Annotated in this window: 21 protein-coding genes and 2 pseudogenes; 10 read left to right on the forward strand and 13 right to left on the reverse strand. The window is 61.6% G+C overall.

What is annotated here, in order from left to right; genetic code table 11:
* Positions 1 to 37 precede the first annotated feature (37 nt).
* Entirely contained in the window at positions 38 to 754 is a 717-nt protein-coding gene (locus tag EF888_RS01535; RefSeq protein ID WP_206508403.1) for a sugar transferase, read from the reverse strand.
* A gap of 885 nt (positions 755 to 1,639) precedes the next feature.
* Here EF888_RS01535 and EF888_RS01540 point away from each other — a divergent pair.
* Together EF888_RS01540 and EF888_RS01545 are read left to right on the forward strand one after the other, a co-directional pair.
* Positions 1,640 to 3,067 carry an oligosaccharide flippase family protein gene (locus EF888_RS01540; protein WP_164721545.1) on the forward strand — a complete coding sequence of 476 codons (1,428 nt, stop codon included), beginning with the start codon at positions 1,640 to 1,642 and terminating at the stop codon, positions 3,065 to 3,067.
* A 279-nt stretch (positions 3,068 to 3,346) separates the two neighbouring features.
* A complete protein-coding gene (locus EF888_RS01545; protein WP_164721546.1) occupies positions 3,347 to 4,597 on the forward strand; it encodes a glycosyltransferase family 4 protein in 1,251 nt (416 codons plus the stop codon).
* A gap of 1,144 nt (positions 4,598 to 5,741) precedes the next feature.
* Here the strand turns inward: EF888_RS01545 and EF888_RS01550 are convergent.
* On the reverse strand, positions 5,742 to 5,963 hold the full coding sequence (locus EF888_RS01550; RefSeq protein ID WP_109757138.1) for a hypothetical protein: 222 nt from the start codon (positions 5,961 to 5,963) through the stop codon (positions 5,742 to 5,744).
* A gap of 736 nt (positions 5,964 to 6,699) precedes the next feature.
* Between EF888_RS01550 and EF888_RS22550 the strand changes: the two are divergent.
* A pseudogene (locus EF888_RS22550) lies at positions 6,700 to 6,937 on the forward strand (IS6 family transposase); the annotation flags it as partial.
* A gap of 606 nt (positions 6,938 to 7,543) precedes the next feature.
* On the opposite strand, the gene EF888_RS01560 reads toward EF888_RS22550, so the two are convergent.
* The gene (locus EF888_RS01560; RefSeq protein WP_109757139.1) at positions 7,544 to 7,759 is read right to left on the reverse strand and encodes a recombinase family protein; all 216 of its coding nucleotides are present in this window, start codon (positions 7,757 to 7,759) and stop codon (positions 7,544 to 7,546) included.
* Between the two features lie 62 nt (positions 7,760 to 7,821).
* Positions 7,822 to 7,980, reverse strand: a pseudogene (locus EF888_RS22120) (IS6 family transposase); the annotation flags it as partial.
* 52 nt (positions 7,981 to 8,032) lie between these two features.
* Here EF888_RS22120 and EF888_RS01570 point away from each other — a divergent pair.
* Positions 8,033 to 8,737, forward strand: coding sequence for an IS6 family transposase (locus EF888_RS01570; RefSeq protein WP_109757140.1), 705 nt, complete (start codon positions 8,033 to 8,035; stop codon positions 8,735 to 8,737).
* A gap of 37 nt (positions 8,738 to 8,774) precedes the next feature.
* On the opposite strand, the gene EF888_RS01575 is transcribed toward EF888_RS01570, so the two are convergent.
* The 3 genes from EF888_RS01575 to EF888_RS01585 all read right to left on the reverse strand — a co-directional run bounded on the left by EF888_RS01575 (position 8,775) and on the right by EF888_RS01585 (position 10,814).
* Positions 8,775 to 9,347: a phytochrome family protein gene (locus EF888_RS01575; RefSeq protein ID WP_164721547.1), complete on the reverse strand. Its 573-nt coding sequence runs from the start codon at positions 9,345 to 9,347 to the stop codon at positions 8,775 to 8,777.
* A 382-nt stretch (positions 9,348 to 9,729) separates the two neighbouring features.
* The gene (locus EF888_RS01580) at positions 9,730 to 10,173 is read right to left on the reverse strand and encodes a hypothetical protein (protein ID WP_109757143.1); all 444 of its coding nucleotides are present in this window, start codon (positions 10,171 to 10,173) and stop codon (positions 9,730 to 9,732) included.
* Positions 10,174 to 10,610: 437 nt separating this feature from the next.
* A complete protein-coding gene (locus EF888_RS01585; RefSeq protein ID WP_109757144.1) occupies positions 10,611 to 10,814 on the reverse strand; it encodes a hypothetical protein in 204 nt (67 codons plus the stop codon).
* Between the two features lie 324 nt (positions 10,815 to 11,138).
* On the opposite strand from EF888_RS01585, the gene EF888_RS01590 reads away from it, so the two are divergent.
* The gene (locus EF888_RS01590; protein WP_109757145.1) at positions 11,139 to 12,203 is read left to right on the forward strand and encodes an AfsR/SARP family transcriptional regulator; all 1,065 of its coding nucleotides are present in this window, start codon (positions 11,139 to 11,141) and stop codon (positions 12,201 to 12,203) included.
* Positions 12,160 to 12,735 carry a hypothetical protein gene (locus EF888_RS01595; protein ID WP_126918464.1) on the forward strand — a complete coding sequence of 192 codons (576 nt, stop codon included), beginning with the start codon at positions 12,160 to 12,162 and terminating at the stop codon, positions 12,733 to 12,735. The genes EF888_RS01590 and EF888_RS01595 overlap by 44 nt, the downstream gene beginning before the upstream one ends.
* Positions 12,736 to 12,834: 99 nt before the next feature.
* On the opposite strand, the gene EF888_RS01600 is transcribed toward EF888_RS01595, so the two are convergent.
* Together EF888_RS01600 and EF888_RS01605 are read right to left on the reverse strand one after the other, a co-directional pair.
* Positions 12,835 to 13,524 (reverse strand): winged helix-turn-helix transcriptional regulator, encoded by a 690-nt coding sequence (locus EF888_RS01600; RefSeq protein ID WP_109757147.1) that lies wholly within the window; start codon positions 13,522 to 13,524, stop codon positions 12,835 to 12,837.
* Positions 13,525 to 13,557: 33 nt separating this feature from the next.
* Entirely contained in the window at positions 13,558 to 14,985 is a 1,428-nt protein-coding gene (locus EF888_RS01605) for an MATE family efflux transporter (protein WP_109757148.1), read from the reverse strand.
* A gap of 654 nt (positions 14,986 to 15,639) precedes the next feature.
* Here EF888_RS01605 and EF888_RS01610 point away from each other — a divergent pair.
* On the forward strand, positions 15,640 to 16,107 hold the full coding sequence (locus tag EF888_RS01610; RefSeq protein WP_109757898.1) for a cupin domain-containing protein: 468 nt from the start codon (positions 15,640 to 15,642) through the stop codon (positions 16,105 to 16,107).
* A gap of 285 nt (positions 16,108 to 16,392) precedes the next feature.
* On the opposite strand, the gene EF888_RS01615 is transcribed toward EF888_RS01610, so the two are convergent.
* Both EF888_RS01615 and EF888_RS01620 read right to left on the reverse strand, forming a co-directional pair.
* The gene (locus EF888_RS01615) at positions 16,393 to 17,547 is read right to left on the reverse strand and encodes a YncE family protein (protein WP_206508404.1); all 1,155 of its coding nucleotides are present in this window, start codon (positions 17,545 to 17,547) and stop codon (positions 16,393 to 16,395) included.
* 111 nt (positions 17,548 to 17,658) lie between these two features.
* Complete coding sequence (locus EF888_RS01620; protein ID WP_109757149.1) at positions 17,659 to 18,741, reverse strand: class I SAM-dependent methyltransferase; 1,083 nt, start codon at positions 18,739 to 18,741, stop codon at positions 17,659 to 17,661.
* Positions 18,742 to 18,836: 95 nt separating this feature from the next.
* Here EF888_RS01620 and EF888_RS01625 point away from each other — a divergent pair, with 95 nt between their 5' ends.
* Positions 18,837 to 19,868, forward strand: a complete 1,032-nt coding sequence (locus tag EF888_RS01625) for a GlxA family transcriptional regulator (protein ID WP_109757150.1) — start codon at positions 18,837 to 18,839, stop codon at positions 19,866 to 19,868.
* Between the two features lie 294 nt (positions 19,869 to 20,162).
* On the opposite strand, the gene EF888_RS01630 is transcribed toward EF888_RS01625, so the two are convergent.
* Together EF888_RS01630 and EF888_RS01635 are read right to left on the reverse strand one after the other, a co-directional pair.
* Positions 20,163 to 20,795, reverse strand: a complete 633-nt coding sequence (locus EF888_RS01630) for an exopolysaccharide biosynthesis protein (RefSeq protein WP_109757151.1) — start codon at positions 20,793 to 20,795, stop codon at positions 20,163 to 20,165.
* Positions 20,796 to 21,084: 289 nt separating this feature from the next.
* The gene (locus tag EF888_RS01635; RefSeq protein ID WP_126918465.1) at positions 21,085 to 22,125 is read right to left on the reverse strand and encodes a M48 family metallopeptidase; all 1,041 of its coding nucleotides are present in this window, start codon (positions 22,123 to 22,125) and stop codon (positions 21,085 to 21,087) included.
* A 235-nt stretch (positions 22,126 to 22,360) separates the two neighbouring features.
* On the opposite strand from EF888_RS01635, the gene EF888_RS01640 reads away from it, so the two are divergent.
* The gene (locus EF888_RS01640) at positions 22,361 to 23,284 is read left to right on the forward strand and encodes an ArsR/SmtB family transcription factor (RefSeq protein ID WP_109757900.1); all 924 of its coding nucleotides are present in this window, start codon (positions 22,361 to 22,363) and stop codon (positions 23,282 to 23,284) included.
* Between the two features lie 88 nt (positions 23,285 to 23,372).
* Positions 23,373 to 24,881 (forward strand): arabinosylfuranosidase ArfA, encoded by a 1,509-nt coding sequence (gene arfA / locus EF888_RS01645; protein WP_109757153.1) that lies wholly within the window; start codon positions 23,373 to 23,375, stop codon positions 24,879 to 24,881.
* Positions 24,882 to 24,922 lie beyond the last annotated feature (41 nt).

Below are 24,922 nucleotides of genomic sequence, written 5' to 3' on the forward strand. Positions count from 1 at the left end.
GGGACGGCTCAACTCTGCCGTTACGTGTAGCCAGGGTTTATACTCCATTAGGCCGCAGAAGGACCAGCAGTGCCCGGAAGAGAAGATAGATGTCGAGCTTGAGGCTCTGGCGATCCAGATACACGAGTTCCAGTTCGACTTTCTCATCGAAATGCGCGTGCCGAATCCAGATCTGTGCCGGGCCGATTACTCCTGGCGCGACGTCCAGACGCTTAAGTTGGTACGCTGCATAGTCCTGCGCCGGCACGGAGCAAGCGCGCGGTCCTACTAGCGTCATATGCCCCATCAAGACGTTCAGAAGCTGTGGGATCTCGTCCAGACTCGTCACGCGCAGAAAGCGTCCGACGCGCGTAATGCGTGGATCGTTGGTCATCTTAAAGCTTCCCCGGCACTCATTGAGGTGGATGATTTCGCCCTTCCGCTCATCTGCATCCGGAACCATGGTTCTGAACTTCAGCATCCTGAAGGTCTTGCCGCCCTTTCCGGTGCGCTTGTGCGCGTAGAAGACCGGGCCTCGATCTTCGAGATAGATGGCCGCCGCGATGAAGGGCGCAATGATCGTTAGTGGCGCAGCTGCAGCCGCAACAAAGGCCAGGTCTAGAACGCGCTTCAGGAACGGATACGGCATCTTCGTCGGAGACACCCGAGATATGACATCCGAGGCCGCCACTATGCGTGCATTCACGGAGCTCGGCAGAACATCAATCTCTTCAACAATGTCAAACGCAACTTGATCTTGCTGCAACGTTTCCACTACGCACCCCCAAAGCTACTCTACAAGAGCCACGACACTACTAGAGTCACGACGCACGAGCGACATCGGCTCCGAACACCGTGAAGGGGCTCGTTCGGCAAGACCGGAAGAGCAGCATCGTCGAACATTCAGCCCTAGCTCATTGGCCAGCCGGATTGAAGTCGCACCTCCTATCCACACACGGACCAAGCCAGTTAACACTGAACTAGGTCGAAATATCGTTACCGGCCGAACGTTCCCCATCACGTCAATGCCATTCCCTTAGCATGATGGGCACAGAGGTCCAAAGTCTTTTTCGCGCTCGTCGCCTTTCCGTCGACAGCCGCGTCCGCTTTGATGAACGTTTTTTGCATCGGAAACCCCCAAGGTACGGTGCGCGGGCGCATGGCGGCGTTCACGCGGTGTGCCGCCAAACGAATTTGGCTCTCGGAGAGGAATAGATGTAGAGGCTGTTCGGCTCGTGACCCGCTTCTCGCCGGCGACCGCTTCGAACCGCACACCGAAATGAAGATGCCGGTTGATGCGGCATGGTGAAGGCGTGCCCTACCCACTTCGACTGGAGTGGCCTCTCCCGTCTAGGAGGCAAAAGGGCACTGTGCATGAAGCAGCGCCATGACCGTGGCAATACTCGAATTGTGCACGAATGTGTCGCAACCGGAGCGGCTAGATGATTACGATGTGCATCTCCAGGACGATGCTGGCATATTTCGCACAGTACAGGCACATGAGGATTCATGGGCGCCGTCCTATCGCTCGACTCGTCGGCAGGGGCCCAAGTGAGAGGATGTGAGGCCAGTGCCTCACAACATGTCGGGCTGTGACCGCAACCACCGAAGTGAGAATGCAAGCGTGAAGAGGGGCCCTTCGAGCGGCTACGGGAGCAAGATGGCGCGTGGGCTGTCGATCACGCTGTCGTCCTACGTCTTTTCGCGACTCATCAATTTCCTCACGACAGTTGGTCTCGCCCGCCTGCTTTCGCCGGCCGACATGGGACTTGTCGCGACCGCTCTGCTCATCGTCTATTTCGTGGATGTCGCGCGGGACTTTGGGCTACGCGATGCGATAGTGTTCGAGCCCACCGGAACGGCCGAGACTCTCGCCACGGCCTTCTACCTTGTCCTTGGGCTCAGTGCGATCCAGGCGACTGCGACGCTTGCTGTCTCGGGCGTTCTGGCGGGGGGCTTCGACCGCCATCAGCTTGGAGAACTGCTGGCGGTCATGGCGTTCTTCTTCCCGGTGCAGGCAGCCGGCGCAATCCATGAATCTATTCTTCTGCGCCTTATGCGCTTCAACGAAGTTGCCGTCGCCGAGATACTCGGCGTGACGTCCAAGGCGCTAGTGACGTTTCTTACCGTCTTTCTCGGCTTTGGGCCGACAAGCTTCGCGATCGGTCACCTAACCGGCAGTGTGATCAGGTCGACATTCATCCTCTGGCGCCCGGACATGCCGAAGTTCGTCGGCGCTCCTTTTTCGCGGGATCGGGCGCGGTCACTGCTTGGCTACGGAGTAAACATATTCGTCACGGGACTTGTCTTCGTGCTGCGAATGCGATCCGACCAGGCGGCAATCGCGGTCTGGGTTGGCGAAATTGCGCTGGCCGGCTACTTTCTGGCCTCGCGCCTGCCGGAGATCATGATCTCCGGGATCAACGGCGCGATTACCCGCGTTGTCTTTCCGAGCTTCATCGAGGCTGGTCGCTACGAGAGCGGATTGCAAAGGATCTTTCTGAGCACGATCCATGGCTGCATGGCCTTGATCGCCCCCATCTCGATCGGAATTTCGGTCGTAGCGTCGGATCTTGTGCCGCTCGTTTTCGGCGAATCCTATGAGTACGCGGCGCCGGCACTGGTCTTCCTCGCGCTCATCGGGATCCCGCAGACACTCGGATGGACCATTGGCGACCTCCTCAAGGCGACCGGTCGTCCCAGGACGCTGATGATCGTCAACATCGTCGAGGCCGCCATCATCGTGCCGGTCCTGTGGACCGTTGCCGCGATCTTTAAGGATCTCACCGCCATCGCGATCGCGCTCTTCGTCTGCGAATGCCTTGCCGGGATCGCGCGCGTCGTGGTGACGCACGCGATCGGCGTGGCGTCAATTACCCAAGTCGTCGCCGCGGTGCTGCGACCGGCCACCTTCGCGCTCCTCATGGGCGCAGGTGTCCTGTTCGTGCAGGGCCTTGCAGATGTCTCGCGGGTCGCGTCGCTTGCTCTCGCGACCACCGTGGGCATCGCCATGTACGCCGCATTGATGGTGCTCTTCGATGCTGAAGCCGTTCGGAAAGTGCGCGACTTCCTGCGCAAGGCGAACTGACCTCCGCCGTGCTGAACGGGGCTGGGAGCACGCGTCAGATGGCGTGGCAACAACCGAAGGGGGAACGTCCATTCGCGACAGGACAAGGCTGTGCATCTGCAAGCGGCGACCCGCAACGGGCTGTTTTGCGCCCAAAACAGCCGTGTCCCGGACCCGCCGACCGTCCAGCAGGCCGTGGCTTGGCCTGACGTATCTCGTGCCCCTGCTCTCCGGTTTGCTCACAGCGCCGTGCGTGGCGCTCGCGTCATGTCGAGTGAGCAAAAACGGACTTGCTCTCGGTTGACAATTGCGGCCAAGTGCGCGTGCGACCGACGCTTTAGCCGGACGCCCTCGCCGACGCTCGTTCAGAATGACATGCTGCCTCAACGTAAAGCCGCCCGAAGCGAAGAGCCTCCACATCTGGAGGCCACCGCGAGTCTGCCGCCTCTCCTCGTCGTGTGCCTCGCAATCCGGCATGGTGGGGTGGACGTGCGAATCGTGCAGACAGCGCGGGAGTTGCACCACAACGGCGCGGTCTTCCGGGTTGTGGTGATCGAAGGATCGCGCCTTCATCAGACTCTCCTGCAGGAAGGCATTCCCGTCGTCGCCATTTCCCGCCGCAGAGCTGACCCACGCATAGTGATCGATCTAGTCCGTCTTGTCCGCCACGCCAGAATCGGCCTCGTGGATGCGCACAACACGCAATCACAGTACTGGGCGGCGCTCGCCGTGTTGGCGACCGGGGTAAAGGGTCGCGTCGCAACAGTGCATTCCGTTTATCGCGAGGATCACGATGGGCGGCTTCGGCAATGGCTGCACGAAGCTGCTCTCTGGCTCTGCCGGATCGCGGGCTTTCGCTTCATCGCGGTTTCGTCAAACGTCGTGAACTACTTGGTCGAGACGCTCGGGATCCCCTCCTCCGCGGTCATTCTCAGCCGCAATGGGATGGAAGCCCTCGCGGCACCACCTCCGCCGTTCGACCTATCCACCGAGACCGGTTGGCCGGAGGATTCCGTGGTGCTGGCCATGATAGGCCGCCTTGACCCGCGCAAGGGGCATCGCTTCCTGATCGACGCTCTGCAAGAGATGGTCACAACCGGCGAGGAAAAAATCCGGCTTCTCGTCGTCGGCACGGGCCGAGAGGAGCGACGTCTTCGCGAGCAGGTCGCGGCTGCCGGGCTCGAGGGATACGTGCATTTTTCAGGTTTTCGCGACGACATCGCGTCGATCCTGACCCGGACCGACCTTCTGTGTCTGCCATCGCTCAGCGAAGGCCTGCCCTACACGGTGCTGGAGGCGGCGCGGCAATCTGTGCCCGTGCTGGCGTCAAGGCTTGAGGGGACTGACGATATCTTCCTGGACGGCGAAACCATATTCTTCCATCGCGTCGGCGACGTGGCCGACATTCGTCGGCGTGTCCAGGACCTGGCCGAGTCTCCCGACCAGCGCAGGCGCGTCGGTGCCGCTGCCCGACGGTTGTTTCTCGAGGACTTGCAGGTTTCGCGCATGCTCGACGAAACCCTTGAGGTCTACCGCGCCGCGGTGCGATAGGCGCTGATTCATTCCGCATGTTGTAGCCCGGTTGCCAGTCCACGCCTGCGCTGCGGTTACATAGCCATCGTCACGGCGCCTCTCTGGCCACGGAGACGGGCCGGAAGATCTCTGCGAAACGGACCCGCAATAGGTCGCTGTCCCAACCGTCGGGAGCTGAACGTCCGTCGTCGGATCGCCGATGACGCGAGAAAGTCGACTATATCCCCGTCCGGATGCACAGCGAGTAGGTGTACTCGTCGCCCCTGCCTGGCGCGAGAGCCGGTTGAACGACATGTCATAGCCGCCGGGGAAGGACCGGTCGCCGGGATCGAACGTATGGTTCACGCCGTGGGAGTCGAATCGAGTTCGCCGCCGACCGTCTGCAGGACCAGGACCGTGGGCGGGTTCATGAGGGCCGAGTCGCCGCCGCCATATTCGAGCTCGAGCCGACGCCTCACTCGTTATCTCACACCCAACCTAGCGAGCATGACCGTCAGGTCGCGGCCACAGCTACTGAATGTCCGCTATCTGTATTAAAAAGTCGCCGGGCTGCTGCAGCACATGACTACGTCTTCCGCACCGCATCGCGTTTTCGCTTATCTCTTTGCCCGGACGCGCAGGGATGGCGCACCTCAACGTCGTGGCCGACGCCCTTGTGCACGTGATCTGGAGGTTTTGGAGTCGGTGCTGAAACATCGACGGCAGGTTGCTCGCCGTTTCGCGTTGCAGTACCGGCCGTGGTCGGAGGCAAGCGCGATTGCCGGTGGCCCGCGCGCCTGGACCGGCACGACCCGGCGACCGAGGATCGCGACATCGTCGCAGATTTCCGCACGTGCCCGGATCGGGCCTTTTTGGACATGCGAATCTCGTTCTTGCCCTTTAGCGCGATCCGATCGGTCCTTCGACGATGACGTCGGCGATCGTGCGTTTCCCGGGCAAGCGCGTTTCCCCGAATTGCACGAAGTTTTTTTACCCGGGGTCAGCCGTCGCCGCGGCCGGCCAACACAGAATGGGACCTTATGCTGGTCAGAGAGCGGATCGGTGGGGGGCGCGCTGGTGCGGCGGGGAATCGGTGATCGGTGAAACCGGACGGAAAGCCAATTCACGGGTGTGGGAGGGAAGATCGGCGCGGCGGCGCATCACGTGCCGCTGAGACCGATGCCTATCGGCTCGTCCGACCCAGCGTGTAGGCCACCGACGCCAGGCCGCGCCGGGCGGCAGCGAGGTAAGCGGCGCCGGCACCGATCACGACGAATAGTGCCGCCACGATCCCGTAGAGGGCGAAAGCGAGAAGGAGTGAACCGCCGGTCCCGATCCAGACAGCCGCGGCCATCGCACCGATGAGCATGCCGGCAAGAACAAGACCAACCATCATATCGTTCATCCTTGTTTGTCCTCTCATGCAGCCTTCCACCCGATTGTGTTCAAATTTTGACACGATTCCGAAATGTCGGGCCGCTGCCTTTCAACAGACACGCTACTGTTACAACATCAGGACTGACAATGGCGCAGGGGGGCCGCGACCGGCGGCAGCAGAAATTCGCGACGCGCGGGCGAAATACTGCCGAACGCTTAATGCCCAGTACTCTTGGCGCTTCCCGCGGCAGCAGCGTGCCCCACTGCGGAATTCCTCTCTGCCTGTGTCCGAGCCTGCCGCCGAATAGTGCCAGGCCCGGCCCGCGCCGGCCCTCGCGCGCAAGCACGTCTCATGGCCTGTAATGGTGCGCTGGCGTTGCGGCGTATGTCTCAAACCGTTCTCCCTGCTGCCGCCCAGCGGCAAGACTGGACGAACCAATAACACGATTTTGGCTATTTTGTTCCCATAGGGGAAACATTTTGTTGCGAGGGGTGTCCGCGCGCAAGACAGATCGGCCGCGAACGGTGACCAAGTGCGGCACGAAAACTTTAACCTGCCCCGATTGAAGGTCCGGTTGCAGTCTTAGTGCTTGACGGTTCGTGGCGCTACGGCTGGTGTGGCCGGCGACGCGGTTCCGGGTGCGAAGCCGGCCACGAGACGGCCGCTGGAGGAGACAATATCTCAAGGATGAGTGCGGTCGTTTTGTCTTGCAGTGCTGCGCCAGTAGTGTCAGAGGCACCTGCCTTGGGCCTGCTCTGCTCCGATGCCCAAACGATCACCGTTCAAGTACTTCAAAACGTCCCCTGAGATCATCCTTGTTGCGTCATGCTCTACGTCCGCTTCCCACTCTCATTGCGGAACGTCGAAGATCTTCTCCACGAACGCGGCATCGATGTGAGCCACGAGACGGCCTCTGGGATCCGAAAGCGCCGGGTGCAGGCCTGCGCCCGAGCCGGTGGCGGTGGCACCCGGACGAGATGTTCGTGAAGATCAACGGCAGGCAGCAAAATGGCGCAGTCTTTGCGCCGCCTAAGGGGCAGTGTCGCTGTCCTAGCGGAGACTGGTTCGCATTTGTCTGACAGCACCGCCAACCACCTAAACCATTGATATATAATGTAAAATGGTCGGAAATCCTCCCCACATGCTCGCGACTTGACCGCGTGCCCACTGAACGGAGTGGGTGAACGCATATTCACCCGCAAGATCGAGGCATCCGATGCCGACGGCAATCTGATAACTGAGGTCAAAGGGTCGATCAGGGAAGTCGAAGTTGGTCCGGGCAGGACGGTTGAATGGTTTATTGTACCTGTGCAAACGACAGATGGTCCTGTGGAGATCACATGTGAAATCCCTGGCCATTATGAATCAGGAATGCATGCAAGCGTCGTGATAAACTAGCGCATTCGGTTTTCTCGGCTTCATAGGTCGGCGAAAAATACATACGGCGGCGCTATACTTTCTGATCGGCAGCGCTTCGCATCCTCAATATGAGTTCTTGTTGAGACAAGGTGTGGCGACAAAAAAATCATTCAAATGCGGAAACCCCAAAATTGGCTCTTAAGTTGTCACACGTTATGTCGATACCGAAGAATGGCTTTTTGAAATCTTTATTGGCTCGTATAAAGGTAGCGGACCCGGAGCGTCAGCAGGAAGGCCGCGTTGCGGCTCAACCGGTCGAGCTTGGCAATCACCAAGGTCGCTCCGGTGAGCTTGGCGAGGGTCAGCGCCTTGACCAGTTCAGGTCGTTCGTTCTTCCCCCCGCTCTCGACCTCGGTAAAGCGTGCCAGGACGTCCGCACCTCGGGAGTTGGCGAAGTCGTCGATGGCCTTCCACGTGCTGTCAGACTAATGCGAACCAGTCTCCGCTAGGTTGGTGACGCAGACCCTTACTCGGCATAGAGACCGCGGCACTCGGCAAGAGCGGCGGTGCGGTTCAGCTTGAAGAGGTTTCGACTGGAGAGGCTGCGGTCCTGGTTGAAGTGGTTCGAGACAGAAGCGTGGACAGAGGCAAACTTCTGCAGACATCGCATCTGACGAAAGGGCAGTGTCAGAAGAACTTGCCTTGAGACAGGAGTGTGCCCGCCCTACCCTCGCCCGATGACGAAACGCAGCCCCTTCAAGTACTTCAAGACGAGCCCCGAGATCATCCGCCTGGCCGTGATGCTCTACGTCCGCTTCCCACTCTCATTGCGCAACGTCGAGGACCTGCTGCACGAACGTGGCATCGACGTCAGCCACGAGACGGTCCGGTACTGGTGGAACCGGCTCGGTCCGATGTTCGCCTCCGAGATCCGGAAGCGCCGGGTCCAGGACATGCGCTCGAGCCGGTGGCGGTGGCACCTGGACGAGATGTTCGTGAAGATCAACGGCAGGCAGCATTATCTCTGGAGGGCCGTCGATCATGAGGGTGAGGTTCTGGAAAGCTTCGTCACGACGACCCGGGACAAGACCGCAGCGCTGAAGTTCCTCAGGAAAGCGATGAGGCGTCACGGCCGGCCTGAGGAGGTGGTGACGGATCGCCTCCGCACCTATGGCGCAGCCCTCAAGGAGATGGGGCGAGGCGACGATCGCGAAATGGGTCGATGGGTGAACAACCGGGCGGAGAATTCTCACCTCCCGTTCCGACGGCGGGAGCGGGCAATGCAGCGCTTTCGTCAGATGCGATGTCTGCAGAAGTTTGCCTCCGTCCACGCCTCCGTCTCGAACCACTTCAACCAGGAACGCAGCCTCTCAAGCCGAAGCCTTTTCAAGTTGAACCGCACCGCCGCTCTAGCCGAATGGCGCGGTCTCTATGCCGAGTAAGGATCTGCGTCACCGGCCCTGCGGAGACTGGTTCGCATTAGTCTGACAGCACCCGGCTGGTGCTTTCCGCGATCACCTCGCCATGCTTGTCTTCCGCGAACCGGTAGATCATGACCCGGTCGAACCCGGTCACATCCCGAATGATCCGCGCACTCGCGTCTGCAAGCTCGTGCAGAGCGTCGGGCTTGATGAGCTCCGAGATGAAGCCCCGCCGCAGGTATTCGTCTTCCCAGACCGGGGCCGGACCGGGCTCCGGTTCAAGGAACTCCAAGATGATGTGGTCCCTGTTCCTGTGCGGCAGGCATTCGACTTTTATCGGCGTGCCGTCGCGACCGTCAAAGCTGAAGAACCACGGCTTCAGCAAGTCCGGCATCGACGGTTCAAGCGGGAAATCCGGAAGCTGGGAAGTGTTCTCTTCCCCGATCAGTTGCGCGATGTTCTTGCCCAGGATCGCCTCGGGGGGCGAGCCGACGAATTCTCCCGTGTTCACGCTCGCGTACTCGGCCACGAAACTCGAGGCATTCAGGGCAATCAGTGCGCCATGCGGCTGTACCTTTCCAATGAGGTGGATCGGTTCGCGGTCGCATGTATCGAGGTTTACGGTGTCCACGGTCAGAACGGGTCAGGACATGCGGCACATTTCGCCTGGTCCAGACGGGCCATCCAACCGGCGAACGGTCGAGACATCTTGCGTGCATCCAACCTGCAGCCGTTGAATGTTGCGCCGCGGGTGATCAGGCTCTCGAGGCAGTTGACGGTCAACGTCCAGCCCGTGCCTCTGGAGTCACGCCAAGTCCAACGCCATTTGCCTGCGCGCGAGTCTGACAACGACCTCTGCTCAGCACCATCGACGCTCCACCCTCCCCGTATCGCTCTTCCCGTGAAGCATATCATACCGTGAAGGGTCTTTGGGGTGACAGCGTCCATAGTGCGCTCAATAGCGACCTCCCGGACAATTTTCCAGAACCACTGCAGCGCGAAGGGCCGATCTTTCACCGGCGGTCCTCGATCTCATCCATGACGGCAATCAGGGTGGAAAAGGCCTTGCGTGCACCGCTGGCGATTTCAGGCACGTCGCGCAGATGCTTCACGAACAGCTCTGCCGACTTGGGATCGTCAAAGACTATGTGCCTGGAAGGCAAGAGATTTCCAGCGGCCAGCATCGCCTTCTCGATCACCCGGCCGCCTCGGCGATGGGCCCCGATCGTCAGGTAAGCTGCGCCTAAGATGTCCTTGATGCTGGTCAACCCGGCGGCAAAATCTACCGCCGAGGGACTTGGCGTCGCCCGCACCGGCAATAGAGCGGACAGGTCAAGAGCCAGCGCATTCGAGCGTCGAACGCAAAACGGCAGGTGCGGATCAAGCACCTTTTGGATCGTCCAATGGGCATGCAGCCAGTCGGCCCACTCTTTTGGTTTCGTTGTGCCTGACGACATTCGTTTCGCTACGGGGTGTCTTTCTGCTGCGTCGTGGAGATCGCGCGTGGCCTCCCAGAGAGGGCCCAGCCCCGCTCGGGAAAAAGGGTCTGCGTCACTGTCCTGGCGGAGCCTGGTTCGCCAAAGTGTGACCACCTTCAATGATCCTCCTGCGACCGAACGGCCGAGCATCCATCGTTCCTGCATAACCAGCGGTAATAGCTTATCTCGGGTCTGTCCGATAAAATCGGCGTAAGACAGGGCAGGGTGCTGGCAAGACCGGCGTAGCTCCAACTCGGTGCCCGCGATCGGGACCGGCGATCTCATGGTCGCATGACAAAGCCCGAGTTGCGCGGCCGCCCGGTTGGGTCCGATCTGTTGTCGGCGTTTTTGACCTGGCATAAGACCCGGCGCGCTTCCATAGGGCTGTCCAGCAGACCTTCTGTTATCCTTTGCGTTCAGGCATTCGTACGTGTCGGATCGAACTGGCGGCAGAAATGCTTCTGAACGAACCAGCCTGGATGCTCGTCTGCCCAGTCAGCAACAAGAAACTGGGTGCCCATCATGCACTGGACCAGCGTGATGTCCGTAAGGAGCCGAGTTTCTGTTCTGCAGGTGTCCATGTCTCCGCCCAGACAAGCGATCAACACGAATTCAATCATGACGGATTCCGATATCGCAACCGCTGACACGAGCCACACAGTTCGAAGCCGGCTGGCGCACGCACCGGTGTCGGCTGCTTGTCGGGCGGTTGTCACGCAAGCCTGCCGAGATTGCAGCCAGCGGCGTGCGGGGGACATTTTTCACCTGGCATTCTCCTTGTTCTGATTCGGCTCGGGCCGTTGTTGGAAGAACACCTCTGCAGCGGACCGCGTCACGACAGCGTCACGCAGACCGTCACGCGACAGTGGGTGGCTGGAAATCTTGCCTTTTGGCAGGATTTTTTGAGGAGCCCATGTTAGGTGTGAGCCTGGAGGCGGTCCGAGATGTCGAACCTGCACCTATCCTTTCTGGGCGATCTGCGCCTGACGGATGCTTGCGGCAAGCTGCTGGCAACACCGGGCCCCAAAGCAACGGCTATGCTGGCGTGCCTGGCATCCTCGCGCGATCTGCGTATGGGCCGCACTGCACTGGCCGAACTAGTGTGGGGCGATGCGTCAAGCACATCCGATGCGCGTCATTCGTTGCGGCAATGTCTGGTCAGGCTGCGGTCGCATCTCGGGAGCGCAGCCGAGGTGCTCGTGGCTGATGCAAGTGAGGTGTGGATAAACCCGGATCTGGTGTCCGTGGATTTCATCGAAGCACAGGCCGCAGTGACGACTTGCCAGTCCGATGCCATCGTCAGGCATTCCATGGAGGTGCGAGGCCGCTTCTGCGCTGACTTGGACCTCGGGAGCTTCGGTTTCGACACGTGGCTTCGAGCGCGCCAAACCGAGTGCGACCGTCTGTGTGCGGACCTGCACGCCAAGGCCGCCGAGGTGCTCTCGGAACGCAATGAAGGCGACGCCGCCATAGCCGCCGCCCGGCGCTGGCTTGAGCTTGAACCGTTTCAGGACGAAGCTCATGCTACCCTGATTGCACTTTGCGTTCGTCATGGTCGACGCCAAGCGGCACTGAAAGCCCACCTCGCGTGTCACGATCTGTTCCGTAAGGAGCTTGGCGTGGCACCGGCCCCCGAGGTGAGCGAGGCACTGAAAACGCGACCCCGGCCACGTCTTCGTCATCGCGGAGCTCCTTCGATCAAACCAGCAGAACCCGTCCGCATTCGCGCGTGGGGAGCTTTTGTCGCGGGGCTATCGGCTGCGGTCTTGCTGTCGCAGGTATTGGGATCCGGGCGCCAGGACTCTCGGCCGGACATCGCACCGCGCGACATCTCTCTTTGGGTGACTCCTGCCAGCGCTGCACCGACGCAGGGTCCTCCGCGCGCAGAAACCACCGTCAGACCGATCAATGCCTACCAAGGAATCTCCAATGATACTGATCAGACCGAAATGCACCGGATTCCCGATGGCAGTACTGTCCTCACAATGCTCTATCCCGTGGGGTGCTAGGCGTTTCTTTCATCCGGTCTCTGCGACCGCGCTTTGGGTCGTCATTACACTCGGGTTTCTGCAATCGGCGCAGGCCCAATCCGTCTCTGGCGAAGGTCCATTTGCCGCGAACTTTGTTGGGTACGCCGACAACGAAGTCGAAGCATTGCAGATTGGGCCCGGTCGCTTTGTTGGGCTGACGAATTCGATCTTGACTGCAATGAGCGCAGACAATGCCGATTTCCTTCACAATCAGACGGGCCGTTGCCTGGGCACATGGTCGGTCGACGAGAACCGGAAGACCTTCGAGCAGGAAGTCAGCTGCACTTACACCGACGCCGATGGCGACCAGATTTACGAAAGTGCCGTGTTCGACGAGCAGCCGCTGGACGCCCAACATGTCGGCACTGGCAGGTGGTTGGGTGGCTCAGGCAAATACGAGGGCTTGAGCGGAGTCTTCGAGATCCGGACGCGGTCCCTGCAATCAGCCCGAGAAGGCCTAGTGCAGTATGTGGGCACCAAACAGGGACGGTTTAGCTTGCTCGCTCGCTGAATGGCTCCACATAGCCGATAACGGTCGACGTGCTTGCTCGACCCGTTCAGAGATCACGTAGTCTATCTCCACTTGAGAGAGCAGGAAAGGCCAACAGGCTTAACTCGCTGTTTTGACGGCGAACGGGCTGTATCCGAGCCACTTGCTGACCGTCGCGGCGAGACGTTCATCGCCTTCAAGAAAAACTCGCCTGGCCTCTACTTCCGCCTTGATCGCGGCGAAACCCATCCAGATGGCGGTCATCGTCCGCAAATCGGTGGCGACGTAAAGATCAACGTCGAAACCCGGGTCGGAGTAGCAGAGGTCGACGTTGCCCTCGTCCACGATCAGCCACCACTTGTCTTTTCCGGCCGGCAGGTTCTTGTAAAGGAATTGGACGACCGCTCGTCTGACCGGCATGGGCTCGGGCTGCAGGTTGCGGCGGATGTCCCACATCAGGAGCGATGGGTCCAGGTTGGCGAGCGAGGCAGAGCTTTCGATCCAGCGATGCGCCCATTCGCCCATGCCCACGATCACCGGCCTCAGAGCTTCGCCCGCTGGGGTCAGGTGGTAGGAGGTCGCTCCCTTGCGCCCGCGTCTTTCGATCAGCCCGGCCTCGGCAAGCTCGCGAAGACGCATCGACAACAGTGCGGGCGACATCCGCGGCAAGCCGCGACGCAAGTCGTTGAACTGGGTGCTGCCGCAGAGCATTTCGCGAAGAATCAAGGTGGTCCAGCGGCGACACAACAATTCAGACGCCATGGCGATCGGGCAAAACTGTCCGTATCCAATGGTCTCTCTGGCGGGCATCTGCAGACTCTCCCTACGATTGGATAGTGCGGCCTACACCGTGGCAAGGCCAATGGAAACGGAGCGCTCGTACTGCAGACGCAAGATTGCAACGGCCGACCCGGACCCAACTCCGAGGAAGAGACCACTCCAGATTCCGTCAGCGCCGAAGCCCGCTGCTCCGAAGGCAGCCATCGCCACCAGGCCAACGCAGCTATGACCGACGGCGAAAGCCACGAGCGCGCTGAGCGCCTCGCCGCGCGCGCGCAGCACAGCGCAACCGAGGTGAGCGGGAACGGCCGCCGTGAGTGCGAACCCAGTCAGCGGCAGCAGCGCTGACGTATCGGCGATGAGCTTTGGGTCGGTGCTACCGATACTCCGTGCTGCCGCCCACGCGACGATCTCTGGGTTCAGGCAGAACAGCACGAGTATCCCCGCCATGAGTGCAGCACCGAAGAGTCTCGCAGTAGAAAGTGCATGCGCTTCTCGTCGGGACGTTGAGCGACCGCGAAGATATGCAATGCGCAACGTGACCGCCTGACCGAGACCCGCAAGCAGCAGGTAGCAGACGGCCATCGCCCTGAAGGCGAGCCCGTGGGCCATCAGATCCTCTGCCGCGACGGCGCCGATCAAGAGCGTGGCGCAAAGGAAAGGACCGGTTTCGGCGACTGCTGCCAGCCCCATGAGAAGCGCAGGCCTGAGAAGCGTGAGGATTTCGGGCAAGACGAAGATCGGAGGCATTACGGGTGTACGATAACGGCCGAAGGACGGAGACATGAACAGATAGACCATAACCGATCCGCCCATTCCGGCAGCGACGACAAACGAGGCGAGGCCTGCGCCGGCGGCGCCTAGCCCCGGCCAACCGAATGCACCTTCCATGAAGACCTGGTTCGCGGTCGCGTTCAGCGGCAGGGCAAGCAAGATCACACAGATCGCAAAACGTGACCGGCCCAGCGCAGTGAGCGCGTGGCGACCGAAGGCGAAGAGCACCATGAAGGCGTAGGCCCCCGCCATGTACCTGGCATAGTCGCGGGTGACTTGCGGTTGGTCGAAGTGGACGCCCGCAGCCTCGAGGATTGCTGCCGAGTTCCAGATCAGGGCGACGCAAAGGAGAGCCAGCGTTGCGACAAGAACGGCCACCCGCTGCACGATGGTGCAGACCTGCCAGGCGACGCGAGCACCGATAGCGGCGGCGACATGTGGCGCGACCAGACCGGCAAATCCCGCGCTGAAGTTGAAGACGATCGACTGCAGATCTCCCACCGCCAAGATCGCGGCGAGGCCCTGCGGGTCGAAGCGCCCCACCATGACCATGTCTGTCAGGCCTAGCGCCATGTTGAGAAGGCCAAGCACGGCCACTGGCGAAGCCGCGGCAATCAGCAGGCGGCCCTCGACCGTCGCCCGCAGCACCTGCACCCGAAGCGCAGGTGGAATTTCGGGCGGGCTGAAACCAACGCCTGGGCGGTAAAACCTGGCCATGAGAACACCTCCGAGCGCAGTCAGCCGGCCCGTCGAGCAGGCATTGCCGGGGCGACGTTGTGGTTGCGGCGGAAGGAGTTCTCCGGGTCAGAGACGGCCCTCGAAAGGGTAAGTATTCCAGTCTCCGGCATAGGGGTCATCCTCGTTGCAATGCGGGCACTTGTCTGTGCGTCGCTCTGCAACGCGGATCGGCTGGATCGATAAATCTCTCAAGTTCAGCGGAAGTATCAGAGCGGACGACCGCTGCTCGTGCACCAGAGGTGACATCGACATATGCGAAGGATCTTCCTGAGGTCGTGGAACAAGGGAGCTGAAAATGCGACAGGAATCTCGGGGGGATTCGCGCTGATCGACCGTGGTTCTCCTATTGTATCGGTTCGGTCCTGCCAGGGCTCCTTTCAGGGTGTAGAGCAACCTGTAGAGCAACGGCGATACACTCGATGAACTCGTGGCGCCCTGTTGAATCCGATTGCACTTCAGTTGCTTGACTTGCGGACCGTGATGAAAGTGTCGGCTTGCGCCAAGCCGATGTTGGAGCATGCAGCCGACCGGAAGATCCACTCGATTCAACCGCTGAACTGGAGGGCAGCGGGGCTCATGGTGTTTGGGAGCGATGGGATCGACTTCCGATCCTCATGCATTAGGAAAACCATCATGCAAAGACTTACTCTCGTCACGGCGCTCGCCGTCCTTGCCTTCACGTCCACCAGTTTGGCGCAGGCACACGAACCACCGGCCCCCGCACTGCCCGACACAATGACATGGGCTCCTGCGCCGCCCGTTCTTCCGGAGGGGGCGCAGATTGCCGTTCTGTCCGGCAATCCCTCAGCAGAGGGTCCGTTCGTCCTGCGCTTGAAACTGCCTCGGGGTTACGAGGTGCCAGCCCACACCCACAGTGGCGACGAGCTCATCACGGTGATCTCGGGCGAGTTCAACGTCGGCCACGGGGAGAAGCTGGACCGTGGCGCATCTGTCGCGTTGCTTGCCGGCGGGTTCATCGAGATGCCCGCGGGACACCCTCACTTCGCCTGGACTGCTTCCGAGACTGTCGTGCAGATTCACGGTCCGGGTCCGTTCGATATCGGGTACATCGACCCGTCAGACGATCCGCTCACCCAGTGAATTGAAGTGGCTCTCGTAGGCGGCAGGAGTACAGCCGGGCGGATCGTGCGAACCGAAGGAAGGAGGCACTGTGGGCAAGACAGACTTTGATTGCAACGAAGCACGCTTGCCCGGGTGCGTCAGATCGGTGTTCCCACGCTGAGACATAGGACGGCCCGATCCTTTCGGACCGGGCCGTCAGAGACTGGAGTTCGTTGCGTCTACATGTCTGACAAGTCTCAGCCAGCATTCAGCATGGGCCTGACCTTCGCGACGGGACGTCAGGAACCGCATTCCCAAGTCGGCTCAATGCGTGTGGTTGTCCTGCGCCTCGGGCGTCAATGCGATCATGTTCATCGTGAAACCTGCATCCTTGAATGTGTCGATGCTGTCAATTTTCCCCCCGGTCTCCAGATCGATGACGGAGATCGAGCCATCGTTGACGCCGTCGATATTGGCGAGGCCATTCTGGACATAGGCGCGGCGTTCGTCGGGCGAGAACACAAGGTGGTGCGCCCCCGGCGAAGCCTCGGCTGCCCAAAGATGCTGGGGCGACTGTGGATCGGTGATGTCGAATGCGTCGAGATGCCCCGGGAGCGCCGTGGTGATGTAGGCACGGTCACCTGCCGCGTCGAAGTAGACCTCGAGGGGCATGCCCTGCTCCAGCGAACTGAAGTCAAACGCCTGGCGGAACGCGAACTCGTCGGCCTCGGGTTGCCACTCGGCCGTCCAGAGCGTCCCCTCGGTCACGTTGGTTATATAGGCGAGCGGCGGCTCGACGCCCGGAACGAAGAAGATTTCGACGGGTTCCGCGCCTGAAGGCGACGGCTTGTCCGACACCTTGTGTGTCGAAAGCACCTCTTCGGTACTGGCGCGAAGAACGGTGATTGTCTCCCCTGCCTGCGAAAAGTCAGCCGGGTTCGACGTGCTGGTCAGTAGAATGCGGTCGATCCCGTCGTGAACCGTGATGCCATGCGGCCAGGGTTGGGGGAGCGTGATCGTGCGCAGAGGTTCGTCGGTCAGGGCGTCGCCGACGATGACGACAGAGCTGCCCATGCAACTGAGATACCAGCGATCCAGAGCTTCGGAAAAGGTGACGTCTTCGCCGACGACGCAGTCGGGGACGGGCACCACGTTCGGCCGGTACGGGAACTCGCTGACGTCGAAGACCCAAAGTTCGGAGCGCCCGAGGGATGTGACGTACGCGCGATCTCGCGCGGGATTGTAGAAGATGTGGTGCCCGATCATGTCGGGGGGGAGATCGATCCTTGCGAGGATCTTGCCGTAATCCGGCGCCTCGGGGTCGATCTCAAGGAAGGCCATGCCCTCCTGCCGGAGTGCCTGTGCGCCCTTCGTCTCGAAGAGAACAAGTGCGGTCTGTTCGGCTCTCGCGGCTACAGCCGCGAAGGTGAGACAGCCGGCGAGAGCGGCGGACGTTGCAGTGATAGTCGAGCGTTTCATCGGTGTTTTCCTTTGATCATGCAGGACGGACGGAGCCGTCCTTGTTGAGAGTCTTTTGGGGGAGCCTTCGGAATTTGATGCTGGGCGCGCCGCAGAGGTGGCGAAAGACCGTCACTCGGAGGCGACGAACCACACATTCATCGGGTCGTGGGGCAAGACGCGCCGGCTGACATCGGTGAAGCCGGCGTCGCGAAGCATCCTTTCCGCCGTCTCCCAGCCCCACATCGTACCAAGTCCTTCGCCGCCTTGTCCGAGTGACACCGGCGTGCAATGCGCGCAGGAGATCGCGTAGAGGAACGACGCCATGGGGAAGTCGAGATTGTTCTCGAGCCGCGCCGACCCCCCGATGTCCTGCATCAGGTAAACGCCGCCAGGCTTCAGCGCTCCCTTGAGGCCCCTGATCAGACCCGCTGGGTCCTTCTGGTCATGGACCGCGTCGAACGAGGCGATGAAATCGAACCGCTCCCGCTCGTCGTAACCCGTCAGGTCACGGGTTTCGAAGGTCAGGTTCTCCAGCCCGGCGCGCCGCGCGACTTCCGCCGCGTGACTGATTGCTTCGCCGCTAAGATCATATCCGACGAACCGGCTTCGCGGATAGCGGGCAGCCAGCGCGATCAGGGCGTGGCCTTGGCCGCAGCCCGCATCCAGCACGTCGATACCGCCTTCGAGCCGGAGGTCGATGCCCGGGACCAGCGGCAGGATATGATCGAACAGCCCCGCTGTGACGGTCATCGCACTGTCTTCGGCCATAAGGTGATGGAAACATGGATAGTCGTCATAGCTCATGCCCTCGCCGGTCTCGAAACACGTGAGGAGACGCTCCTGGACTTGGCCGAGCAGGCCCACGTGTTGTGCGTAGACCGCCAGGTTGCCGAGCGACGCACCGCGGGTGAGGCTCGCAGCATGCTCCGCCGGCAGGCTGTAGGTGCCGCGCGTCGGGTCAAAAGCGACGATCCGGGCGGTAACCATGACCGCCAGCCACTCGCGCACGTAGCGTTCGGCAAGCGCGGCCTCTTCGGCGAGTTCGGTGCTGGTCGCCAGCGGCATCCCGGCCAACGTATCGAAGAGACCGGTGCGATGCCCGAGACCGACCATGACGGCAATGGCGCCGTCGTTGACAAGGCCGGCCACCCGATCCAGGAACGCATCTGCCTTGCCGGTGTCGAATGCTGCCGCATCAATATGCTGTGTCATTTCTTACTCCAACTGGTGTGTCGATGCGCTGGAATAGGTCGAAGTCTTCGTGCTATTAACGGGCATTCCGGTCCAAAGCGGGTCAAATTGGCCATATGTCGGCGCCGACCGAAGAAAGTCATGAACCCAACTTCGCCTTGCTGGTGTTGCCCGAGAGCACGCCCGCCTCGATCTACGGGCTCTACGAGGTGTTCCAGTCGGTTGGACGGGACTGGGAGATCCTGACTGGCGAGAAGCCGACCGGCGGTCGTATCCGCGCGCGCATCGTCGCTAAGGATGGCACGCCACCGCCAAGCCGGTTCGGCGTGTCGATCACGCCGCATGAAGGTCTTGGCAACCCCGATGTGGTGATTGTCTCCGATCTCGCCTTCCCGCCGGACTGGGATCCTCGCGGGCAATGGCCGGCCGAGGCGGCTTGGCTGCGGGAGCGCTATGCCGCTGGCGCGATGATCTGCTCGGTCTGCACCGGGACGGTGATGCTCGCCGAGGCCGGTCTGCTCGACGGCCATACCGTGACCACGCACTGGGCAATCGTGGAGTTGATGAAGCGCTACTATCCCTCGGTGGAGCTGGCGCCCCAGCGCATCCTGACGCCTTCGGGCGAGGGCGGGCGGATCGTGACAAGCGGAGGTGCCTCGGCCTGGGCCGACCTGGCCCTTCACCTCGTCGCCCGCTTTTCCAGCGGAACCGAGGCGGTTCGTGCGGCCAAGATCTTTCTCCTCGGCGACCACAGCGAGGGACAGCTCCCGTTCGCCGGGGCGCGGAGGCCGCAGCGCCACGACGATGCGGTGGTCGCAGAGGTTCAGAGCTGGATCGCCGACAACTACCGCACGGAAAATCCTGTAGCAGTCATGGCGCGCCGTTCCGGGCTGTCACCCCGAACGTTCGCGCGCCGCTTCCGTGCGGCGACCGGATACGCTCCGATCGACTACGTGCAGACGCTCCGGATCGAAGAGGCCAAGCAGCTCCTGGAAACGGAGAAGTCGGCGGTAGATGCCATCGCATTTGACGTCGGCTACGAGGATCCGAATTCGTTCCGGCGTCTCTTCAAGCGGATGGTCGGCGTCACACCGGCACGATACCGTCAACGGTTTGCCAGGATCGCGGCTCCGGCTGGGGACAGCTGATGCGAAAAGCTGTGAGGTGATCAGATCTCGAGCCAGAACAGCGGCATGAAAGGGCGAAGACCCACCCGACTTCTGCGTCGATGGCATCCCGGAAGTATGCGAGGCGAATGGGCGCTTGTCATGCGTCCCGCTCCCGCCGGGATGTGGTTGATGATCTCGTCCAGATAGGAAAACACCTCGTCTCGAAAAAACCTAGGGGCAGCTAAGCCACGTCTTAAAAAGGCTTTCCCTAGCTATGTTCAACGTCGTGAGAGCGATCCGCAGGTTTTCTGCCCCCTGAGGCAACTGTCGGGTTCAGGTAACGAGTGTCAGTACGCCAGCCGCCCCGGCGCCGAGAAGCGCGATCACCAGGACGGTGGAGATCAGCGCGAGCAACAGGCCGCCTGTTAGCCAAAGCCCGTCGCGTTCGCCCAGACCCATCGCCAGCATGATGACCGAAATGGCGGGCAGGGTGTTGGCGAAAGGGATCGGCAGAAACATGAAGGTCGCCATGACCAAAGCAGCGCAGCCCGCTGCACCCTCCGCCACCAGGTATGAGGCGGGCCAATAGCGCGGACGAGCCAGCCGCTCGACGCGCAGGACCCAAGGATGGACCGCGCTGACGATCCGCGAGAACCTCGCATGATCTATGCTGCGCGCCGACAGGAAACCGGGCAGCCAGACGGATGGCCGTCCACAGACGAGCTGCCAGGCTATCACGATCAGCGGAAGCCCCGTGATGAAAGACGATCCGGGGATGAACAGCAGGACGTTCGGTGCGGCGAAGATCACCATCAGTGGCGCGAAACTGCGATCGTGCAGCGCGCTCACAAGCTCCCCCAACGAGATTGCATCGCTCGATTGCTCGTCGAGAGCGAGCAGGACGGTCGACAGCCGACGCGGCGCAGCCTGCAACGGCCTGGCCAATGCCTCGGTCGTATTGGTCACCTCGGGTCAACTTGGACAAGCCAGATGCCAAGCCGCGATTGGCCTGGCATGCTGCTCGCCGCAGAAAAAGCCGCGACGGACGTGCCGGTGAATAGTCGGGGCAAGCCGGTAGGGAACAAGCTCATGTCGCGAAATCCTCTGCGTGATGCCGCATTGCGAGTCGACCCGCAGCCTCAAAGGAAGATGGGCATCTGCATTCCGCATTCAAGCGGGCCAGCAAACGTCCGCCGCTGTCCAAGTCCGCTCGGCGGCGAACGACGCGCTGGCAGCAGGGATCTGGTCCTCCGACTCATTGCAGTTCCGCGAGCATCGCCTTGATCTCGGCGATCCGCGACTGCGGCGCTGGATGCGTCGCAAGAAATTCTGGCGCACGCTCGGAAATTGCTGCGTCCATCCGCTGCCAGAGCGTTACGGCCTGCTCAGGGCGGAATCCCGCGTCGGCCATCGTGAGCAGGCCCAGTCGATCGGCCTCGAGCTCTTGCCGCCGCGAGTACGGCAGGACAAGTCCATATTCCACCCCGATCCCGAGCGCGGCGGCAATTTCGGCAGCGTACTCAACTTCGCCCAGCTGCAGGACAAGTGACAGCGCTCGCATTCCCCAGCCCTTGGCGACCTGTGCATTCATGCGTTCCTGGCTGTGCTCCGCCTGAAGGTGTCCAATCTCGTGTCCGACGATGGCGGCAAGCTGATCCTCATTCGCCACCACGTCGAACATGCCTTCGTAGACGCCGATCTTGCGTCCCGGGAGCGCGAAGGCGTTGATCTCGGGTCCGCGGAAGACCAGGACCTCCCACGCGTCCGGCACTTCGTTCGCGGCCCGAAGAAGTCGCGTCGACACCTGGCTGAGCGCTGCCTGCATCTCAGAGTCTGCGGCGACGGGCGACGATTGCCGGATGTCCGCCCAGGCCTCGAGTCCCATCGTCTCGACCGTCTCGTCGGACACCAGGTTGACGTCATCGCACCCGGCCAGCATCGGCAGTGCCGCTGCCCCGGAAAGGCCAAGCAGCGCGCGACGAGTCATCCGGCATTGGCACATCAGAGAGTTTCCTTTTTCGACCGCGAGCAGATGATCAGCGAACGCGTCGCTTCGTCGTATCGTTCCGCCGACGGCATTGGGCAGATCTGACGGTCCCGCTGGACGACGGGAACCGGCCGCCCAGGCAATCGGTTTAATATCAGCCGCAACAGCGCGGTGTAGGAGACAGACGATGGCCAACAGCAAGGACGACAAAGACGACAAGAAGTCGGGCTCCGGCAAAAAGGGTTCCGGCAAGAAGTAATCGCAATGGCACCGCCGCCGGATCGGCGGCGGTGCATCTTGGTCGTTCAATTTCAGTCGCTACAGAATCAAGTGGGTCGTCGTGGACTCGAAGGGGTCGGCGAGGAGAGGCTGGTTCCTTCGCGCGCCCTGAGCTCCGGTGCCCAGACCTCCCCGTCGCGATGCACGTTCGACTCTTGAAGATCGACGTTCAGCTCTGATCTGGCGTGCCCTGACCGTTCGACTGGAACCGAACCGGGAAATCGGGTACGAACCGCCTACCGCACGATTGAACGGGTGGAAGGTGATGAAATCCGAAGCCTCTCTGCTTGTTGATCCGGAAACCCAGTTCGAGGTCATCAGGGCGCTCGCTAGTCCGGTCCGCATCGCCATTCTGCGGCTGCTCGACTTCGAGGGTCCGAAGAACATCAACCAGCTGGCCGAGGCGCTGAAGCAGCCGCAGTCCACGATCTCGTCGAGCGTCCAGATGCTCGAGGCGGCAGGTCTCCTGTCGACCGTGACCGAGAAGGCGCGCAAGGGCAGCCAGAAGATCTGCACCGCCACGTGCAGCGAGGTGCTGATCTCGCTCGGTAAGCTGCGCCAGGAGACGCGCGAGAACGAGATCGTCGTCGCGATGCCGATCGGACTCTACACGCGGTGGACGGTGTCGGCGCCCTGCGGTCTGTGTTCGACCGAGGGGATCATTGGTCTTCTTGACGTGCCGAACACCTTTGCCGACCCGGACCGGATGAAGGCGGGCCTTTTGTGGTTCAGCCGGGGCTATGTCGAGTACCAGTTCCCGAACAACGCACGCCTGAGAAACACGGACGTCTCGGCCATTGAGGTCTCGATGGAGCTCAGTTCCGAGGTGCCGGGGACGAGCGCCGACTGGCCGTCCGATATCTCTCTCGAGATCAACGACGTCGATGTGGCGACATGGACGTCTCCGGGCGACTTCGGCGACAAGCGGGGCGTCTTCACCCCGCCATGGTGGAAGCTCGCGGGCTCACAGTACGGCATGCTCAAGACCTGGCGCGTCCACGGTGACGGCAGCTACGTCGACGGCGTGAAAGTCTCGAACGTGAGGCTCGGAGATCTGGCACTTGAAGAGCACCATTCGATCCGCGTCAGGATCGGCGTGCGAGAGGATGCGAACCATCCCGGCGGCATCAACATCTTCGGGCGCGGCTTCGGCAACTACGATCAGGACATCATTCTGCGGATCATCTGACGGGCGTCCTTGACCGAATCCTCCAATCGCGCGAGCATATCCGAAACATCGGTATGAACCGGGAAAATGGATATAAAGGGAGGACCGCATGGAAGCGAGGGTAACGGCCCACGCGCATTACGCCGTTTCCGAGATCGACCCCAGGCTCTACGGGTCATTTCTCGAGCACCTCGGCCGCGCCGTCTACACCGGCATCTACGAACCGGACCATCCCGAGGCCGACGAAGCGGGGATGCGGAAGGACGTGATCGACCTCGTCCGCGCCCTCGACACACCGATCTGCCGCTACCCGGGCGGCAACTTCGTGTCGGCCTACAACTGGGAAGACGGCATCGGTCCGAAGGAGGACCGGCCGACGCGGCTCGATCTCGCCTGGCGCACCTCGGAATCGAACCAGGTCGGCATCCACGAGTTCGCGGACTGGGCGAAGAAGGCGAACACCGAGATGATGCTCGCCATTAACCTCGGCTCTCGCGGGCTCGACGAGGCGCGCGCCTTCGTCGAATATGTCAACCACCCCGGCGGGACCTACTGGTCGGACCTACGCCAAAAGAACGGCCAGGCCGAGCCGTGGAACTGCCGGCTCTGGTGCCTCGGCAACGAGATGGACGGCCCCTGGCAGGTCGGTCACAAGACGGCGACCGAGTACGGACGGCTCGCCAACGAGACCGGGAAGGCGATCCGCGGCTTCGACAAGTCGCTGGAACTGGTGGTCTGCGGGTCGTCGCACTCCGACATGCCGACCTATCCCCAGTGGGAGTCGACGGTCCTGAACGAGACCTATGACGAGGTCGATTACATCTCGCTCCACATGTACTTCGAGAACTACCAGAAAAACCCGCGCGAATACCTCGCGTTGTCGCACAAGCTGGACCGCTACATCGGCACGGTCTCGGGCATCATCGACTACGTGAAGGCCAAGAAGCGCTCGAAGCGGGACGTGAAGATCAGCTTCGACGAGTGGAACGTCTGGTACCACGAGCGCAAGTCGGACGCGAAGCGCATGGCCGAATGGGACTGGCCGCATGCGCCTGTCCTTCTCGAGGACATCTACAACTTCGAGGACGTTCTCCAGGTCGGCTGCATTCTGAATACCTTCATCCGACGCTCGGATCGGGTCCGCATCGCCTGCATCGCGCAGCTCGTGAACGTGATCGCCCCGATCATGACCGAACCGGGCGGGGCGTCCTGGCGGCAGACGATCTATCACCCGTTCCAGCTCGCCTCGCTCAACGGCCGCGGCACGGCGCTACGCCTCGACGTCAGGTCGCCCACTTATGACGCAGATATCGCGGCGGGGGTGAGCTGGCTCGACATCGCGGGCGTCCACGACGCCGACGCGGGCACAGTCACCTTCTTCGCGGTCAACCGCAGCGGAGGAGAGCCGATCGAGGTCAGCCTTGCGCTGGAACGCTTCGGCACGCCGAAATCCGTGGCGCACACCTTGATCCAGCACGACGATCTGGAAGCCAGGAACACGAGGGACAATCCCGACAACGTCGCCCCGCGCAAGGGCGAGGGAGCGAAGATCGACGGCGACGAGCTGACGCTAAGCCTGCCGCCGTACAGCTATTCGATGGTCCGCGTCCAGCTATAGGCCGAGCCGTCTTACCCGGAGAGAAACCGGATTTCAGGGAG

The organism is Silicimonas algicola, assembly GCF_003970735.1.
GTDB classification, from domain to species: domain Bacteria; phylum Pseudomonadota; class Alphaproteobacteria; order Rhodobacterales; family Rhodobacteraceae; genus Silicimonas; species Silicimonas algicola.

Coding starts and splice junctions, on each gene's coding strand:
- EF888_RS01605 (WP_109757148.1), bottom strand. CDS start 14,985: ATGGCCAGGTTTTACCGCCCAGGCGTTGGTTTCAGCCCGCCCGAAATT.
- EF888_RS01550 (WP_109757138.1), bottom strand. CDS start 5,963: ATGAACGATATGATGGTTGGTCTTGTTCTTGCCGGCATGCTCATCGGT.
- EF888_RS01600 (WP_109757147.1), bottom strand. CDS start 13,524: ATGCCCGCCAGAGAGACCATTGGATACGGACAGTTTTGCCCGATCGCC.
- EF888_RS01590 (WP_109757145.1), top strand. CDS start 11,139: ATGTCGAACCTGCACCTATCCTTTCTGGGCGATCTGCGCCTGACGGAT.
- arfA (WP_109757153.1), top strand. CDS start 23,373: ATGGAAGCGAGGGTAACGGCCCACGCGCATTACGCCGTTTCCGAGATC.
- EF888_RS01585 (WP_109757144.1), bottom strand. CDS start 10,814: ATGATTGAATTCGTGTTGATCGCTTGTCTGGGCGGAGACATGGACACC.
- EF888_RS01615 (WP_206508404.1), bottom strand. CDS start 17,547: ATGAAACGCTCGACTATCACTGCAACGTCCGCCGCTCTCGCCGGCTGT.
- EF888_RS01625 (WP_109757150.1), top strand. CDS start 18,837: ATGTCGGCGCCGACCGAAGAAAGTCATGAACCCAACTTCGCCTTGCTG.
- EF888_RS01595 (WP_126918464.1), top strand. CDS start 12,160: ATGGCAGTACTGTCCTCACAATGCTCTATCCCGTGGGGTGCTAGGCGT.
- EF888_RS01570 (WP_109757140.1), top strand. CDS start 8,033: ATGACGAAACGCAGCCCCTTCAAGTACTTCAAGACGAGCCCCGAGATC.
- EF888_RS01540 (WP_164721545.1), top strand. CDS start 1,640: ATGGCGCGTGGGCTGTCGATCACGCTGTCGTCCTACGTCTTTTCGCGA.
- EF888_RS01620 (WP_109757149.1), bottom strand. CDS start 18,741: ATGACACAGCATATTGATGCGGCAGCATTCGACACCGGCAAGGCAGAT.
- EF888_RS01580 (WP_109757143.1), bottom strand. CDS start 10,173: ATGTCGTCAGGCACAACGAAACCAAAAGAGTGGGCCGACTGGCTGCAT.
- EF888_RS01640 (WP_109757900.1), top strand. CDS start 22,361: ATGAAATCCGAAGCCTCTCTGCTTGTTGATCCGGAAACCCAGTTCGAG.
- EF888_RS01610 (WP_109757898.1), top strand. CDS start 15,640: ATGCAAAGACTTACTCTCGTCACGGCGCTCGCCGTCCTTGCCTTCACG.